At 64.4% G+C, this 14,585-nt stretch carries 14 protein-coding genes; 8 read left to right on the forward strand and 6 right to left on the reverse strand.

Annotated elements, in window-relative coordinates:
• Positions 1-11 precede the first annotated feature (11 nt).
• The 5 genes from denD to RAD16_RS07915 form a co-directional block, all read right to left on the reverse strand.
• Positions 12-998 (reverse strand): D-erythronate dehydrogenase, encoded by a 987-nt coding sequence (gene denD, locus RAD16_RS07895; RefSeq protein ID WP_458157298.1) that lies wholly within the window; start codon positions 996-998, stop codon positions 12-14.
• A 75-nt stretch (positions 999-1,073) separates the two neighbouring features.
• On the reverse strand, positions 1,074-1,949 hold the full coding sequence (locus RAD16_RS07900; RefSeq protein ID WP_458157299.1) for a carbohydrate ABC transporter permease: 876 nt from the start codon (positions 1,947-1,949) through the stop codon (positions 1,074-1,076).
• A gap of 2 nt (positions 1,950-1,951) precedes the next feature.
• On the reverse strand, positions 1,952-2,899 hold the full coding sequence (locus tag RAD16_RS07905) for a carbohydrate ABC transporter permease (RefSeq protein ID WP_458157300.1): 948 nt from the start codon (positions 2,897-2,899) through the stop codon (positions 1,952-1,954).
• Positions 2,900-2,965: 66 nt separating this feature from the next.
• Complete coding sequence (locus tag RAD16_RS07910) at positions 2,966-4,279, reverse strand: ABC transporter substrate-binding protein (protein WP_458157301.1); 1,314 nt, start codon at positions 4,277-4,279, stop codon at positions 2,966-2,968.
• Positions 4,280-4,381: 102 nt separating this feature from the next.
• Positions 4,382-5,443, reverse strand: coding sequence for an ABC transporter ATP-binding protein (locus tag RAD16_RS07915; protein ID WP_458157302.1), 1,062 nt, complete (start codon positions 5,441-5,443; stop codon positions 4,382-4,384).
• 202 nt (positions 5,444-5,645) lie between these two features.
• Here RAD16_RS07915 and gntR point away from each other — a divergent pair, with 202 nt between their 5' ends.
• The 6 genes from gntR to RAD16_RS07945 all read left to right on the forward strand — a co-directional run bounded on the left by gntR (position 5,646) and on the right by RAD16_RS07945 (position 11,911).
• Positions 5,646-6,740, forward strand: coding sequence for an HTH-type transcriptional regulator GntR (gene gntR / locus RAD16_RS07920; RefSeq protein WP_458157303.1), 1,095 nt, complete (start codon positions 5,646-5,648; stop codon positions 6,738-6,740).
• A 122-nt stretch (positions 6,741-6,862) separates the two neighbouring features.
• Positions 6,863-8,692 carry an IlvD/Edd family dehydratase gene (locus tag RAD16_RS07925; protein WP_458157304.1) on the forward strand — a complete coding sequence of 610 codons (1,830 nt, stop codon included), beginning with the start codon at positions 6,863-6,865 and terminating at the stop codon, positions 8,690-8,692.
• Between the two features lie 134 nt (positions 8,693-8,826).
• Positions 8,827-9,558: an SDR family oxidoreductase gene (locus RAD16_RS07930; protein WP_458157305.1), complete on the forward strand. Its 732-nt coding sequence runs from the start codon at positions 8,827-8,829 to the stop codon at positions 9,556-9,558.
• Between the two features lie 16 nt (positions 9,559-9,574).
• Positions 9,575-10,321, forward strand: a complete 747-nt coding sequence (locus RAD16_RS07935; protein ID WP_458157306.1) for an SDR family NAD(P)-dependent oxidoreductase — start codon at positions 9,575-9,577, stop codon at positions 10,319-10,321.
• Positions 10,322-10,383: 62 nt separating this feature from the next.
• Positions 10,384-11,517 carry a serine hydrolase domain-containing protein gene (locus RAD16_RS07940; RefSeq protein WP_458157307.1) on the forward strand — a complete coding sequence of 378 codons (1,134 nt, stop codon included), beginning with the start codon at positions 10,384-10,386 and terminating at the stop codon, positions 11,515-11,517.
• A 1-nt stretch (position 11,518) separates the two neighbouring features.
• On the forward strand, positions 11,519-11,911 hold the full coding sequence (locus tag RAD16_RS07945; protein ID WP_458157308.1) for a GFA family protein: 393 nt from the start codon (positions 11,519-11,521) through the stop codon (positions 11,909-11,911).
• 2 nt (positions 11,912-11,913) lie between these two features.
• Here RAD16_RS07945 and RAD16_RS07950 read toward each other — a convergent pair whose 3' ends face one another.
• Positions 11,914-12,825 carry a DMT family transporter gene (locus RAD16_RS07950; RefSeq protein WP_458157309.1) on the reverse strand — a complete coding sequence of 304 codons (912 nt, stop codon included), beginning with the start codon at positions 12,823-12,825 and terminating at the stop codon, positions 11,914-11,916.
• Between the two features lie 97 nt (positions 12,826-12,922).
• Here RAD16_RS07950 and RAD16_RS07955 point away from each other — a divergent pair, with 97 nt between their 5' ends.
• Positions 12,923-13,795, forward strand: a complete 873-nt coding sequence (locus RAD16_RS07955) for a LysR family transcriptional regulator (RefSeq protein WP_458157310.1) — start codon at positions 12,923-12,925, stop codon at positions 13,793-13,795.
• Positions 13,796-13,866: 71 nt separating this feature from the next.
• On the forward strand, positions 13,867-14,547 hold the full coding sequence (locus RAD16_RS07960) for a site-2 protease family protein (RefSeq protein WP_458157311.1): 681 nt from the start codon (positions 13,867-13,869) through the stop codon (positions 14,545-14,547).
• Positions 14,548-14,585: the final 38 nt, after the last annotated feature.

Consider the following 14,585-nt stretch of genomic DNA (forward strand, 5'->3'; position numbering starts at 1 on the left):
CATCTGATACGTCAGGCGACGAAATTGCCGCCCAGCTCGTCTTCGATGTGGATGCGGATGATATCGTCGAAGGTCTTCTCTTCGGTGGTGAAGCCGAGCTCACGCGCCCGCTTCGCCTCGAAATTGCGCGGCCAGCCGCCGACGATGCCGACGATGAACGGATCGAGCTCATGCTTGATGCGCGCGGCGACCTTGTCGCCGGCGACCCGCCGGAGCGCCGCGATCTGCTCGCCGACCGTTGCCGAGAAACCGGGCATGGTCAGGTTGCGACGCGGGCCGACCTTGGCGAGGTCCATGGTGCCGGCATGCAGCAGGAAGCCGACGGCCGAGCGCGGCGTGGCGTGCCAGTGGCGGACGTCCTCGGAGACCGGGAGCACCGCTTCCTTGCCGGCGAGCGGCTCGCGCAGGATGTTGGAGAAGAAGCCCGATGCCGCCTTGTTGGGCAGGCCCGGCCGGATGCAGATGGTCGGCAGGCGGATGCCGATGCCGTCGAGGAAGCCGCGGCGCGAATAATCGGCCAGCAGCAATTCGCCGATCGCCTTCTGGGTGCCGTAGCTGAGCAGCGGGGTGTGGAAGAACTCGTCGCCGATCGCATCCGGGAACGGGGCGCCGAACACCGCGATCGAGGACGTGAACACCACGCGCGGCTTGTAGCCGCCGCCGACCAGGCGGATGGCGTCGAGCAGCATCCGCGTGCCGTCGAGGTTGATGCGGTAGCCCTTGTCGAAATCGAGCTCGGCCTCGCCCGAGACGATCGCCGCGAGATGGAAGATCACGTCGGGGCGGCCGGCGATCAGCTTCTCGGCGGCGCCCGGCACGGCGAAATCGCCGAACACGGTCTCGACGGGGAAACCGGCCTTTTCCGGCTTCTTGGGCTCGACCACGTCGTGCATGGTCAATTTGGTGATGTCGCTCTTGCCGAGCCGGCCGTCGCGCAAGAGACGTTCACACAATTTGCGGCCGACCATGCCGGCGGCGCCCAGAACCAGAATGTGCAAGAGCCTACTCCTTCTTATTGGCCGGAACGCGCCGCTCTTGAATTGGTTTGGCGCGTTCTCAGGCAGGCCCCGCGATCATTCCTTCACGGCGCCGGTCATCGCCGACACATAGTACTCTACGAAGAAGGAATAAAGGATAACTACGGGGACCGAGCCGGTCAGGGCCGCCGCCATCAGCGCGCCCCAATGATAGACGTCGCCGTTGACGAGCTCGGTGATGGCGCCGACCGGAATGGTCTTGTTCTCCGAGGAGGAGATGAAGGTCAGCGCGTAGATGAACTCGTTCCAGGACAACGTGAAGGCGAAAATACCCGCCGAGATCACCCCCGGGAGCGACAGCGGCAGCGTGATCTTGATCAGGATCTGGAGCCGCGTCGCACCGTCGATCAGCGCGCATTCCTCGAGCTCGTAGGGAATGGTGCGGAAATAGCCCATCAGCAGCCAGGTGCAGAACGGGATCAGGAAGGTCGGATAGGTCAGGATCAGCGCCAGATTGCCGTCGAACAGGCCGAGCTGGAACACGATCGCCGCCAACGGAATGAACAGGATCGAGGGCGGCACCAGATATCCGAGGAAGATCGCAAGGCCGACATAGCGTGAGCCCTTGTAGCGCAGGCGCTCGATCGCATAGGCGGCGCAGACGCTGGCGAACAGCGAGATGAAGGTCGAGGACACCGAGACGATCACGGTGTTCCACATCCACAGCGGATAGTCGGTGTCGAAGAACAGCTTCTTGATGTGCTCCAGCGTCGGATTCACGATCCAGAATGGATTGTACTTCTCGTAGTCGTACATCTCCGCGTCCGGCTTGAACGTCGCGACCGCCATCCAGTAGAACGGGAACAGCAGGAAGAAGATGATCAGGCCGAGCGGAAGATAGACGCGCAGGAACTTCCGCGGGAAGCTCTCGAGGTAGTCCATTCCGACGCTTTGGTCGTCCATCGTGGTCATGGTCAGTCCCTCCCGCCCTGCTGCCAGCGGGACCGCTGAAGCCCGAAGAAGCTGAGCAGGATCGCTGCGACCAGGAACGGAATCATCGCGTTCGAGATCGCCGCGCCCTCTCCGAGATTGCCGCCGGTGATGGCGCGCTGGAACGACAGCGTCGCCATCAGATGCGTGGCATTGATCGGCCCGCCCCGCGTGATGGTGTAGATCAGCTGGAAGTCGGTGAACGTCATCAGCACCGAGAACGTCATCACGACCGCAATGATCGGCGACAGCATCGGCAGCGTGATGTGGCGGAAGCGCTGCATGTTGGTGGCGCCGTCGAGATTGGCGGCCTCATAGAGCGAGGGCGAGATGGTCTGCAGGCCCGCCAACAGCGTGATGGCGACGAACGGCACGCCGCGCCAGATGTTGGCGGCGACCACCGACCAGCGCGCATTCCAGGGATCGCCGAGGAAGTCGATATAGCGCGTGATCAGGCCGGCCTTGATCAGCACCCAGGAGATGATCGAGAACTGGCTGTCATAGATCCACCAGAACGCGATCGCGGAGAGCACCGTCGGCACCACGAAGGGCAACAGCACGATGGCGCGGATCATCGACTTGAACGGCAGCCGCTCGTTGAGCAGCAGCGCCAGATAAAGCCCGATGGCGAATTTCACGATGCTTGCGGTGACGGTGTAGAAGATGGTGTTGAACACCGAGAGCCAGAACACCGAGTCCTTCGCCAGCGAGACGAAGTTCTGGAAGCCGATATAGCGCCCGACGCCGCCGATCTTGGTGTCGGTCATGCCGAGCCAGAAGCCCAGCGCCAGCGGGTACGCCAGAAACAGGATCAGGATCGCGATCGCCGGCACCATGAACATCGCGCCGAGAAAATTCCGGCTCTCGAATGCTCTGGTCCAGAGGCTGGAGCGGTTGACCTGCGCGACGCCGGACTCGGCCAAGACTGCCATGTCGGATTCCCTCAGAAGAAGAGTCACGGCGTCCGGCGAACCGGACGCCGCGCAGATTGAAGCTGATCAGACCTGGTAGTAGCGCTTGGCGCGTTCGGCGGCACGCGCAGCCGCCTGCTTCGGCGTCGCCGAGCCCGAGGCTGCTTCCGCGAACATGTCGACGACGACGAAGTCGCCCATCACGGCGGCGGAGGCATAGCCGAGATCGCCGGCAAAGCCGTTGTCGCGGCAGCGCTTCAGGCAGTCGCGATACGGGGTGATCTTCGGATCCGACGTCCACACCGGGTTGTCATTATAGGCCGGCAGCGGCGGAGACACGTAGCCGTTGGAAGCGACCTCCCAGGCGTCGTAGTTCTCCTTGTCCATCATGAACTTGATGTATTCCTTGACCGCCTTCGGATACTTCGAGTGCTTGTAGCCGTAATAGACCAGCACGTTCTGCTGCTCGGTCGACACGCCCACGGGTCCGATCGGCATCGGCGCGTGGTCCATGTCCTTGGCGATCTCCTGCTGCTTCGGATCGGTCGAGTTCTTGCCGACGGTCCAGATCGAGATGCCGTTCAGGGTCAGGCTGAGCTCGCCGTTGAGGAACGCCTTGTTGTTGTTCGAGTCGTTCCACGACAGCACGCCGGGGATGAAGGTCTCGTAGAGCTGCTTGACGTATTCGAGCGCGGCGACCGTCTCGGGCGAGTCGATCACGACCTCGTTCTTCTCGTTGACGACCTTGCCGCCGAACGCCCACAGCGCCCACTGGCACCAGCCATTGGCATCGCCCGTGGCGTGACCGAGCGCGAAGCCGGCCGGCGTGTTGTTCTTCTTCAGGGCCTGGCACAGCTTGAGGAAGCCGGCGGTGTCCTTGGGGAATTCGTCAAAGCCCGCGGCCTTCACATGGCTGATGCGGTAGTTCAGGCAGCCGCCGGTCGCGCCCTGCGGGATCGCGATCCAGCCACTCCCCTTCTTGCCGTACTTCTCGGCGACCGGATACCAGCCGCCATACTGGGCGCCGAGATGTTCGGCGACGTCGGTGACGTCGATCAGCTTCTCGGGGAATTTGTGGGGATCGTCGAGCGTGCCGATGATGAGGTCTGGGCCGGCGCCGACATTGGCGGCGACCGCCGCCTTCGGGCGGATGTCTTCCCAGCTCTCGGCCTCGAGCTTGACCTTGACGCCGGTCTTCTCGGAGAACTTCTTGGTCTGCTCCGCGAACTTGTCGAACTCGGCCTGAATGAACTGCTTCCAGCGCAGCACGCGGATCGACGCATTCGGCTCCGGCGTGTTGGTCCACTCCGCCGCGCGGACCGGGACGATGCCCGGGCCGGCCAGCAATGCAGCGCCGCCCAGGCCAGCTTTAAGCACACTTCGCCTGTCGAAATTGCTCATCGTTCTCTCCCTGAATTTTATATTTGTATTTTGGTAGTCTTAGGCAGCTCTGCCTGGGCAGTTCCGCTTTGGCGGTTCTGCTCAGGCAGTTCTGCGACGTCGCTACAGGCGTTTGCCCGTAGCGTCGTCGAACAGATGGACCAGCGACGGGTCGGGCTTCAGCCGGACCTTGTCGCCCGGATTGAACTGGTGCCGCTCGCGGAAGACCGCGACGACCTGCTCGCCGCCGACCTTGGCGAACACCTGGGTCTCGGAGCCGGTCGGCTCGACCACGAGGATTTCAGCCTCGGCGCCGTCATCGGCGATGGTGAAGTGCTCCGGCCGCACGCCGTACACCGCGGGACGACCGTCGGATGCCGCCGGCGCATTCTTGAGCGGCAGCTTGACGCCGTTCGGGCCCTCGAAGGTCGCAACACCGTTCACACGGACATTCCCCTTCAGGAAGTTCATCGAGGGAGAGCCGATGAAGCCGGCGACGAACTGGTTGTCGGGCTTGTCGTAGAGCTCGAGCGGCGTGCCCATCTGCTCGACGATGCCGTCATGCATGACGACGATCTTGTCGGCCATGGTCATGGCTTCGATCTGGTCGTGAGTGACGTATACGGTGGTGGTCTTCAGCCGCTGATGCAGCTCCTTGATCTCGGTGCGCATGGCAACGCGCAGCTTGGCGTCGAGGTTCGACAGCGGCTCGTCGAACAGGAAGACCTGGGGATCGCGCACGATGGCGCGCCCCATGGCGACGCGCTGGCGCTGGCCGCCGGAGAGCTGGCGCGGATAGCGATCGAGCAGCGGCGACAGCGCGAGAATCTCGGCGGCGCGCTTGACGCGCTTGTTGATCTCGTCGGCGCCGGCATTCCGCAACTTGAGCGAGAAGCCCATGTTGTCGGCGACCGTCATGTGCGGATAGAGCGCGTAGTTCTGGAACACCATCGCAATGTCCCGCTCCTTGGGCTGGACATTGTTGACGACGCGGTCGCCGATCGAGATCGTGCCGGAGGTGATGTTCTCGAGACCGGCGAGCATGCGCAGAAGCGTCGACTTGCCGCAGCCGGAGGGGCCAACCAGGACGACGAACTGACCGTCCTCGATCGGAATCGTCACGCCGTGCAGGACTTCAAAATTGCCGAACGATTTCCGCACGTCGCGGATTTGCACAGACGACATCTAGCTCCCTCCTCGAAAGTCCACGACGCCTCGCGCGCCGCGACCGTCTTGTTCTTTCAGACTTCACCAACCGAAGCCCGATCTTAACGGGCGACATTGTCGGCAGTTTGTGCGGTTTTGGCAATTTGTCTTTGGTTAGTCGTTGCTGGTAGCGCTGTCAACGATCCTTTGTTTGCGACAGTGGCTATGCTAAGAGCAGCAAATGGGTCGAAAACGCACCAAGTCAGGCAAAATCCGGCTGGCGGAAGTCGCCGAGCTTGCCGGCGTGAGCCCGATTACAGCGTCCCGCTTCTTCCGTAATCCCGAGGCGTTATCGGTCGCCAAACGGACGCGGGTGGAGAGCGCCGCCAGGGAGCTCGGCTATGTGCCGAATCTTGCGGCACGCGCGCTGGCCTCGCAGCGCACCGAAGTGATCGGTGTATTGATCCCCTCTCTCACCAATAACGTGTTCTCGGACGTGCTGCGCGGCATCTACGACGCGTCCGAAGGCAGCCGCTACTCGATCCAGTTGTCCAACACCCGCTACAGCATCCTCCAGGAGGAGAAGCTGCTGCGGCTGTTTCTGGCGCAGAAGCCGGCCGGGCTGATCGTCACCGGCATCGACCAGACCACGGAATCGCGCACGATGCTGGAGGCGGCCGACTGCCCGATCGTGCAGATCATGGAGATCGGCCCCAACCCGGTCGACATGATGATCGGCTTTTCCCACTATGACGCAGCCCGCGCGGCGATAGCGCACCTGTTCGAACAGGGCCACCGCAAGATCGGCTTCGTCGGCGCGCGCATGGACCCGCGGGTCCAGCGGCGGCTGGACGGATATGTCTCTGCCATGAAGGATGCCGGCCTGTTCGAGCAGCGCCTCGTCGTCACGACGGCGACACCGACCTCGGTCACGCTCGGCGGCGCCCTCTTCACCGATCTGCTGGCGCGGGAGCCCGGCATCGACGCGGTGTTCTGCGCCAATGACGACCTTGCGCTCGGCGTGCTGTTCGAATGCCGCCGCCGCGAGATCGCGGTGCCCGAGCAGATCGCGATCGTCGGCTTCAACGACCTCGAATTCATGGCTTCCGCGGTCCCGACCCTGACCAGCGTGCGCACCAACCGCTACGAGATGGGCAAGACCGCCGCCACCATGCTGATCGAGGCGATCGACGGACGGCGCCCGGAGCAGCCGGTGCTCGACCTCGGGTTCAAGGTGATCGAGCGGCAGAGCTCGTCGTCGCGCCATTCAGACAACAGGCCAGCCGTCGGCGGCGCGCCGAACAAAATGGTAGCGTTACCAAGTGGCCATGACTAGTATCGAACTTGTGAGGAAACGACCCGCCAACGGGCCGGCACACCATCGCTCACGCCGTTGGGCATCGCACAAGCCGACACCATAGAACGGACGCCAGTGCGTTTGCATTGCAGGAGAAACCAATGACAAAAAGACCAACCAATGGGCATGCGCCCGCCAGCAACGGCGCTCGCCGCCATCTCCGCTCGCAGGATTGGTTCAACAATCCGCATAATCCGGGCATGACCGCGCTCTATATGGAGCGGTATCTGAACTACGGCCTCACCCGCGCCGAGCTGCAGTCCGGCAAGCCGATCATCGGCATCGCCCAGACCGGCAACGACCTCTCCCCTTGCAACCGCCACCATATCGAGCTCGCCCACCGCGTCCGCGAAGGCATCCGCGAGGCCGGCGGCATTGCGATGGAATTCCCCACCCACCCCATCCAGGAGACCGGCAAGCGCCCGACCGCGGCGCTCGACCGCAACCTCGCTTATCTCGGCCTGGTCGAGATCCTCTACGGCTATCCGCTCGACGGCGTAGTGCTGACCACCGGCTGCGACAAGACCACGCCGGCCTGCATGATGGCGGCCGCGACCGTGAACCTTCCCGCGATCGTGCTGTCGGGCGGCCCGATGCTGAACGGCTGGCATGCCGGCGAGCGCACCGGCTCCGGTACCATCGTCTGGAAATCGCGCGAGCGGCTTGCCGCCGGCGAGATCGACTATGAAGAGTTCATGGAGATCGTGGCGTCCTCGGCGCCCTCGGTCGGCCATTGCAACACGATGGGCACGGCCTCGACCATGAACGGTCTTGCCGAAGCGCTCGGCTTCTCGCTGCCGGGCTGCGCGGCGATCCCCGCCCCCTACCGCGAGCGCGGCCAGATCGCCTACGAGACCGGCAAGCGCATCGTCGAGATGGTCTGGGAGGACCTCAAGCCGTCGGACATCCTGACCCGCGAGGCGTTCGAGAACTGCATCGTCATCAACTCGGCGATCGGCGGCTCGACCAACGCGCCGATCCACATCAACGCGCTGGCCCGCCACATCGGCGTCGAGCTGTCGATCGACGACTGGCAGAAGGTCGGCCATGACGTGCCGCTGCTGGTCAACATGCAGCCGGCCGGCTTCTATCTCGGCGAGGAATTTCACCGCGCCGGCGGCGTGCCGGCCGTGGTACGCGAGCTCATGAAGCACAAGCGCATCCACGAGAACGCGGTCACGGTCAACGGCCGCGGCATCGGCGAGAACTGCAAGGACGCGCCGGTCCCCGATAATGACGTGATCTGGGCCTACGACAAGCCGCTGGTGAAGGACGCCGGCTTCCTGGTGCTGAAGGGCAATTTGTTCGATTCCGCGATCATGAAGACCAGCGTGATCTCCAAGGAGTTTCGCGATCGCTACCTCAGCAACCCGAAGGACCTCAACGCCTTCGAGGGCCGCGCCATCGTGTTCGAGGGTCCGGAGGACTATCACGAGCGGATCGACGATGCCTCGCTCGACATCGACGAGCGCTGCGTGCTGTTCATCCGCGGCACCGGCCCGATCGGCTACCCCGGTGGCGCCGAGGTCGTGAACATGCAGCCGCCGGCCGCCCTGATCAAACGCGGCATCCTGTCCCTGCCCTGCATCGGCGACGGCCGCCAGTCCGGCACCTCGGGCTCGCCCTCGATCCTGAACGCCTCGCCGGAAGCCGCCGCCAATGGCGGCCTCGCGATCCTCAAGACCGGCGACAAGGTCCGCATCGACCTCAACAAGGGCAGCGCCAACATCCTGATCTCGGACGACGAGCTGAAGAAGCGCCACGCTGACCTGAAGGCCAGCGGCGGCTTCAAGCATCCGCCGAACCAGACGCCGTGGCAGGAGATCTATCGCAACACCGTCGGCCAGCAATCGACCGGCGCCTGCATGGAGCTCGCCACGCGCTACCAGAACGTAGCCGGCACCTTTGGTGTGGCGCGGGATAATCACTAGCAGCCACACCGTCATTGCGAGCGAAGCGAAGCAATCCAGAGATTTGTCCACGGAGACAGTCTGGATTGCTTCGTCGCTTCGCTCCTCGCAATGACGAGAACTAACAAACAGATCTTGGTGAGGAGAAATACAACATGGCAGACCGCCTCAAGGGAAAGCGCGCCGTCATCACGGCTGCGGCAGCAGGCATCGGGCGCGCATGCGCCCTCGCATTTGCGCGTGAAGGCGCAACCGTCATCGCCACCGACATCAACGAAGCCGGCATCGCCGGCCTGACCAAGGAAGGCATCGCCGAGGTCGCCAAGCTCGACGTCCGCAACACCGTCGACGTCAACGCCTTCGCCAAGCGCATCGGCAAGATCGACATCCTGCTCAACGCCGCCGGCTTCGTGCACCACGGCACCATCCTGGAGTGCTCGGAAGAGGATTTCGACTTCTCGTTCGACCTCAACGTCAAGTCGATGCACCGGACCATCAGGGCGTTCCTGCCCGACATGCTCGCGGGCGGCGGCGGCAGCATCGTCAACATCTCGTCCTGTGCAGCCTTGAGGCCGCCGGCCAATCGCTACGTCTACAGCTCATCGAAAGCGGCGGTGTCGCTGCTGACGCGGGCGGTCGCGCTCGACTTCATCACCAAGGGCATCCGCTGCAACTCGATCTGCCCCGGCACCGTCGAGACCCCCTCGATGCTCGACCGCGCCGCCGCGCAAGGGCCCCAGGGCAAGGAGATGTTCATCTCCCGCCAGAAGATGGGCCGGCTCGGCACCGCCGACGAAATCGCCAACATGGCGATCTATCTCGGCAGCGACGAGAGCGCCTTCACCACCGGCGTCGACCTCGTCGTCGACGGCGGCTACATGCTCTGACGCCAAAGGCCCCGGCATGAACAAGATCGATCTCAACGGACGCGTCGCTGTCGTCACCGGCGGCGCGCAGGGCTTTGGCCGCGCCATCACCGAGCGCTTCGTCGCCTCCGGCGCCAAGGTCGCGATCTGGGATTTCGACGCCGCCCTGGCTGAGAAGACCGCCAAGGAAATCAGCGACAGCACCAAGGTCTTCAAGGTCGACGTCACCGACACCGCAGGCGTCGAGCAGGCCCGCGATGCGACGCTGGCCGCCTTCGGCAAGATCGACATCCTCGTCAACAATGCCGGCATCGCCGGGGTCAACAAGCCGGTCTGGGAGACCGACCTCGAGGAATGGCGGAAAGTTCTGCGCATCAACCTCGACGGCCCCTTCATCGTCTGCAAGGCGATCGTGCCCACAATGCTCAAGCAGAAATACGGGCGCATCGTGAACATCGCCTCGATCGCCGGCAAGGAAGGCAATCCGAACGCCTCGCACTATTCGGCGTCCAAGGCCGGCCTGATCGCGCTGACGAAGTCGCTCGGCAAGGAGCTCGCCGCGCATGACATTCTCGTGAATGCGGTGACGCCGGCTGCGGCGAAGACCGCGATCTTCGATCAGATGACGCAGCAGCACATCGACTTCATGCTGTCGAAAATCCCCAAAGCCCGCTTCGTGCTGGTGGAAGAGCTCGCCGCGATGGCGGCGTGGCTCGCATCCGAAGATTGTGCCTTCTCCACCGGCGCGGTGTTTGATATTTCCGGGGGACGGGCGACCTACTGAGAACCTCCTGAGACATGGTCCGCCCGAGGGGGCGGACCATGCGTTTTGGGCGTCGGGATTTCATGAAGCTCACAGCGGGCGCAGGCGCGCTGCCGCTGCTGTCATCGGCTACGCTCGCGCAGCTCGTCCCCAACCCGCCGAGCATCCATCCGCCCTCGCCGGCCGAGCGCGGCGCCATGGCACGGCTCGCGCACAGCTTCATGGACAAGTACGGCGTGCCGGCACTGTCCTTCGCGATCGGCTATGCCGGCACGGTTGTCCATGAGGATGCCTTCGGTCTTGCCGATGTCGAGCGGAACGAAGCCGCGACGCCGCGGCATCTGTTCCGGATCGCCAGCGTCAGCAAGATGATCACCTCGGTCACGATCTTCCGCCTGATCGAGGAGAACCGCCTCAAGCTGACGGATCGCGTGTTCGGTCCGGGCGCGCTGCTCGGCACCGATTACGGACAGCCGCCCTACTCGCCCGGCATCGACCAGATCACGCTCGAGCATCTCTTGACCCACACCGCCGGCGGCTGGAGCAACGACAACCGCGATCCCATGTTCACGCATCCGCGGATGGATCATGCCGCGCTGATCGCCTGGACGCTCGCCAACCGGCCGCTCGACCGGCCGCCGGGCCAGCGCTACGCCTACTCCAATTTCGGCTATTGCGTGCTGGGGCGCGTGATCGAGAAGCTCACCGGCCAGCCCTATGCCGAGCATGTCCGGGCTGAGATGCTGGCGCGCTGCGGCGTCACTGACATGACGATTGCGGGCAACACGCGTGACCAGCGCCAGGCCGGCGAGGTCGCCTATTACGGCCAGGGCGACAACCCCTACAACATGAATGTCCGGCGGATGGATTCCCACGGCGGCTGGATCGCGACGTCGGCGGATCTCGTCCAGTTCCTGATGCATGTCGACGGCTACGCGAAGCCGGCGAACATCCTGCGGCCTCGCACCATTCAGGTCATGACCACCGCGCCCAGCTACAGTCCCGACTACGCCAAGGGTTTTTGCATCAACAAGTTCGACAATTGGTGGCACAATGGCAGCCTGCCGGGCACGAGCACGATTGCCGTGCGCACCCATGGCGGCTTCTGCTGGGCCGCCTTCACCAACACCAGACGCGGGAATTCCGACATGGATGGCGATCTCGACAATCTCAACTGGAACATGGCGCGCCAAGTCGGCGAATGGCGGGTGGCCTGAGATGATCCGGGAAGGTGGATGCCTGTGCGGGGCGGTGCGGTTCAAGGCGGAGGGCGAGCCGCTCAACGTGCGCATCTGCCATTGCCGCATGTGCCAGAAGGCGATGGGCGCGCCCTATTTTGCTCGCGCACAGTTCGACCAGCGCGCGCTGACCGTCGAGGGCGAGACCCAGCGTTATGCCTCGTCCGAAGCCATCGACCGCGTCTTCTGCAAGCGCTGCGGTACGCGCCTGTTCTCCTGGCGGCGCAACGGCACGCTCGCGGGTGTCTCGCTGACGACCTTCGACGACCGCAACGCCTTCGCGCCGACCGAGCACATCTGGGTCTCGGAAAAGCTTTCGTGGCTGAAGCTCGACGACGGCCTCGTGCAATATCAGGGCACCATCCCAACGTGATGTCAGGGCCGGCTTGAAGCGGACGCGTTCGCCGGCCGGGCGCGTTCGCCCGTCGTCGTCGCGATCCAGATCCCGGAAAAGACCGCGACGATGCCGGCCGCGAGATTCCAGCGCAGCGGCTCGGTCAGCAGCCAGGCCCCGACCACCGACGCCGTGACCGGATTGACCGTCACCGAGATCGCGACGCGCGTCGGCGTCGTCCGCTCCAGTGCGAAGGCCCAGAGATAAAAGGTCAGCGCCGCGCCGAACGCGCCGAGATAGGAGGCTGCCAGCCATTGCGGCGCGCCGAAGGCTGCGACCGGCGCGAAGCTGCCGCTGATATAGGCGAGCGGAATGAGGCAGGCCGCGCCCGCCGCCATGCTCATCGTGGTGAAGGCGAGCGGGCTGGCGCGCTGGATCAGCGGCTTCGACCAGATGCCGTAGAGCGCCATGCACAGCGCCGCCGCCACCATCAGGAGATCGCCGCGCCATGCACCAGATGGCGCCGAGGTCAAATCGGTGAGCAGCGCAATTGCGACGCCAAGCGTCGCGACCACGACACCGATCGATTTGCGCCAGGTCAGAGCTTCGGCGCCGAGTGCGGCCCCGATCACGAGCGACAGCAGCGGCAGCGTCGACAGCGCGAGCGCGCCGCGCGCGGCGGTGGTGAAGATCAGCGAAGCGTTGAACAGGATCGGAAACAGAGCAAAGAACAGAACGCCGAGGGCGACGGCAGCCACCCAGTCGCCCCGCTCCGGCCAGCGATCGCCGCGTAGCAGCGTCAGCGGCAACAGCAGCGGAAAGCCGATGCCGAACCGGAACGAGCCTATCGCCAGCGGATCGATGTTGCCCACCAGATAGCGCGTGGCACCGATTGAGGTGCCGCCCAGCGCGCTCGACAGCACGGCGGCCAAAACGCCGAAAGTCTCGCCCACGCTCCCTCCCCAATGGATCTAATGGCTTTGCGGGCAGCATATGAGGCGCGCCGAAACAGGGAATGGAATTTCCGTCATGCCAGGACAAATTTGCGTCATGAGCCAGCCCAATCTCGACCTCGATCTTCTCAAGGCCTTCCTTGCCGTCGCCGAGCATCGCTCCTTCACGCGCGCGGCCGCGACGCTCAATCGCACCCAGTCGGCGGTGAGCGTCCAGATCAGACGCCTCGAGGAACGGCTGGACGCCAGACTGTTTCACCGGACGCGATCGGGCGTGGCGCTGAGCGAGGCCGGTCGTGAGCTGCTCGTCTACGCAAGGCGGCTGCTCGACCTCAATGCGGAAGCGATCGGCGCACTTCGTGCGCGCCAGCGCGAGGCCGTGGTTCGCCTCGGCGTGATGGACGATTATGGCACGATCGTCATTCCACCCTTGCTGGCGCGCTTCGCCGAAAGCCATCCGGAGATCCGGGTCGAGATCGAGACCGGGCTGACCGCAACGATGCCGGCCCGGCTCGGCGAGGCCTATGACCTCGTCATTGCCATGCACGCCGAAGGACACGGCGATGGCGAGCTGCTCCGGCGTGAGCAGGCGGTGTGGGCTGCCGCCAAATCCTATCCGAGCCGAACGCAGGACACCCTGCCCGTCGCGCTCTACCCGCCCGGCTGCCTGTTCCGGCAATGGGCCGCGGATGCCCTCGATGGCGCCGGCCGGCGCTGGCGCCTCGCTTTCGTCAGCCGGACGCCTGCGGCGGTTGAGGCGATCGCGGCGCAGGGGCTCGCCGTCACGGTCGTGAAAGCCGGCACGTTGCCCCCTCGCCTCCGGATCCTGTCGGCGCGCGACGGCCTGCCGCCGTTGCCGGGAGCGGACATCCGCCTCCACCGCGCGCGCAATCTGTCGCGGCCGGCGACGCTGCTGGCCGATCATTTACAGCTTGGGATTTCGGAACCGGCGTCCCATATCCTGACCTGACGCGCTGCCCCACCACCGGATTGGCCGGGTTGGCTGCAAGGTCACGAGGCACAAACCGGGACGGACGAGCTGTGAACGTTTCCTTCTATGACATTTCAGTGTGGGTGCTGCCGCTGGTGCTCGCCATCACCTTTCATGAGGCCGCGCACGCCTTCGTGGCGCATCGTCTCGGCGACAACACGGCCTGGCAGCTCGGCCGCGTCAGCTTCAACCCGCTCCGCCATATCGATCCGTTCGGCACCGTGATCCTGCCGGCGATGCTGCTGTTCGCGCATTCGCCGTTCCTGTTCGGCTATGCCAAGCCGGTGCCGGTCAATTTCCGCAAGCTCAACCATCCCAGGCTCGACATGGTCTGGGTGGCGCTGGCCGGGCCCGCTACCAACATCCTGCTGGCGCTCGCGGCGGCGCTTGCCCTCCACGCGCTGCCCTTCGCCCCGGCCGGGTCGGCGCAGTGGATCTTCGACAACATCAAGAATGCGCTGGTGATCAACGCCATCCTGGCGGTGTTCAACATGATGCCGATCCCGCCGCTCGATGGCGGGCGCGTCGCGGTCGGGCTGCTGCCGCGCCCGCTCGCTCTACCGCTGGCCCGGCTCGAACCTTTCGGAATGCTGATCCTGATCGGCCTGCTGATCCTGCTACCGCTGGCAGGCTCGCAGTTCGGTCTAAATCTTGATGTTATTTCAGCAATACTGCGAACGTTGACCGGTTATGTGATTCAGGCTGTTCTCTTTCTGACCGGCAATGCGTAGTTGAAGCGAACACCCGAACACGAGCCGAAGGGCCAGAG

Source organism: Bradyrhizobium sp. 18BD (genome assembly GCF_054185225.1).

What these genes read in the sequence shown, in the direction of transcription:
- RAD16_RS07935 (WP_458157306.1), top strand. Translation starts at nt 9,575, where the DNA reads ATGAACAAGATCGATCTCAACGGACGCGTCGCTGTCGTCACCGGCGGC.
- RAD16_RS07945 (WP_458157308.1), top strand. Translation starts at nt 11,519, where the DNA reads ATGATCCGGGAAGGTGGATGCCTGTGCGGGGCGGTGCGGTTCAAGGCG.
- RAD16_RS07910 (WP_458157301.1), bottom strand. Translation starts at nt 4,279, where the DNA reads ATGAGCAATTTCGACAGGCGAAGTGTGCTTAAAGCTGGCCTGGGCGGC.
- RAD16_RS07905 (WP_458157300.1), bottom strand. Translation starts at nt 2,899, where the DNA reads ATGGCAGTCTTGGCCGAGTCCGGCGTCGCGCAGGTCAACCGCTCCAGC.
- RAD16_RS07930 (WP_458157305.1), top strand. Translation starts at nt 8,827, where the DNA reads ATGGCAGACCGCCTCAAGGGAAAGCGCGCCGTCATCACGGCTGCGGCA.
- RAD16_RS07915 (WP_458157302.1), bottom strand. Translation starts at nt 5,443, where the DNA reads ATGTCGTCTGTGCAAATCCGCGACGTGCGGAAATCGTTCGGCAATTTT.
- RAD16_RS07940 (WP_458157307.1), top strand. Translation starts at nt 10,384, where the DNA reads ATGAAGCTCACAGCGGGCGCAGGCGCGCTGCCGCTGCTGTCATCGGCT.
- gntR (WP_458157303.1), top strand. Translation starts at nt 5,646, where the DNA reads ATGGGTCGAAAACGCACCAAGTCAGGCAAAATCCGGCTGGCGGAAGTC.
- RAD16_RS07955 (WP_458157310.1), top strand. Translation starts at nt 12,923, where the DNA reads ATGAGCCAGCCCAATCTCGACCTCGATCTTCTCAAGGCCTTCCTTGCC.
- RAD16_RS07925 (WP_458157304.1), top strand. Translation starts at nt 6,863, where the DNA reads ATGACAAAAAGACCAACCAATGGGCATGCGCCCGCCAGCAACGGCGCT.
- RAD16_RS07900 (WP_458157299.1), bottom strand. Translation starts at nt 1,949, where the DNA reads ATGACCACGATGGACGACCAAAGCGTCGGAATGGACTACCTCGAGAGC.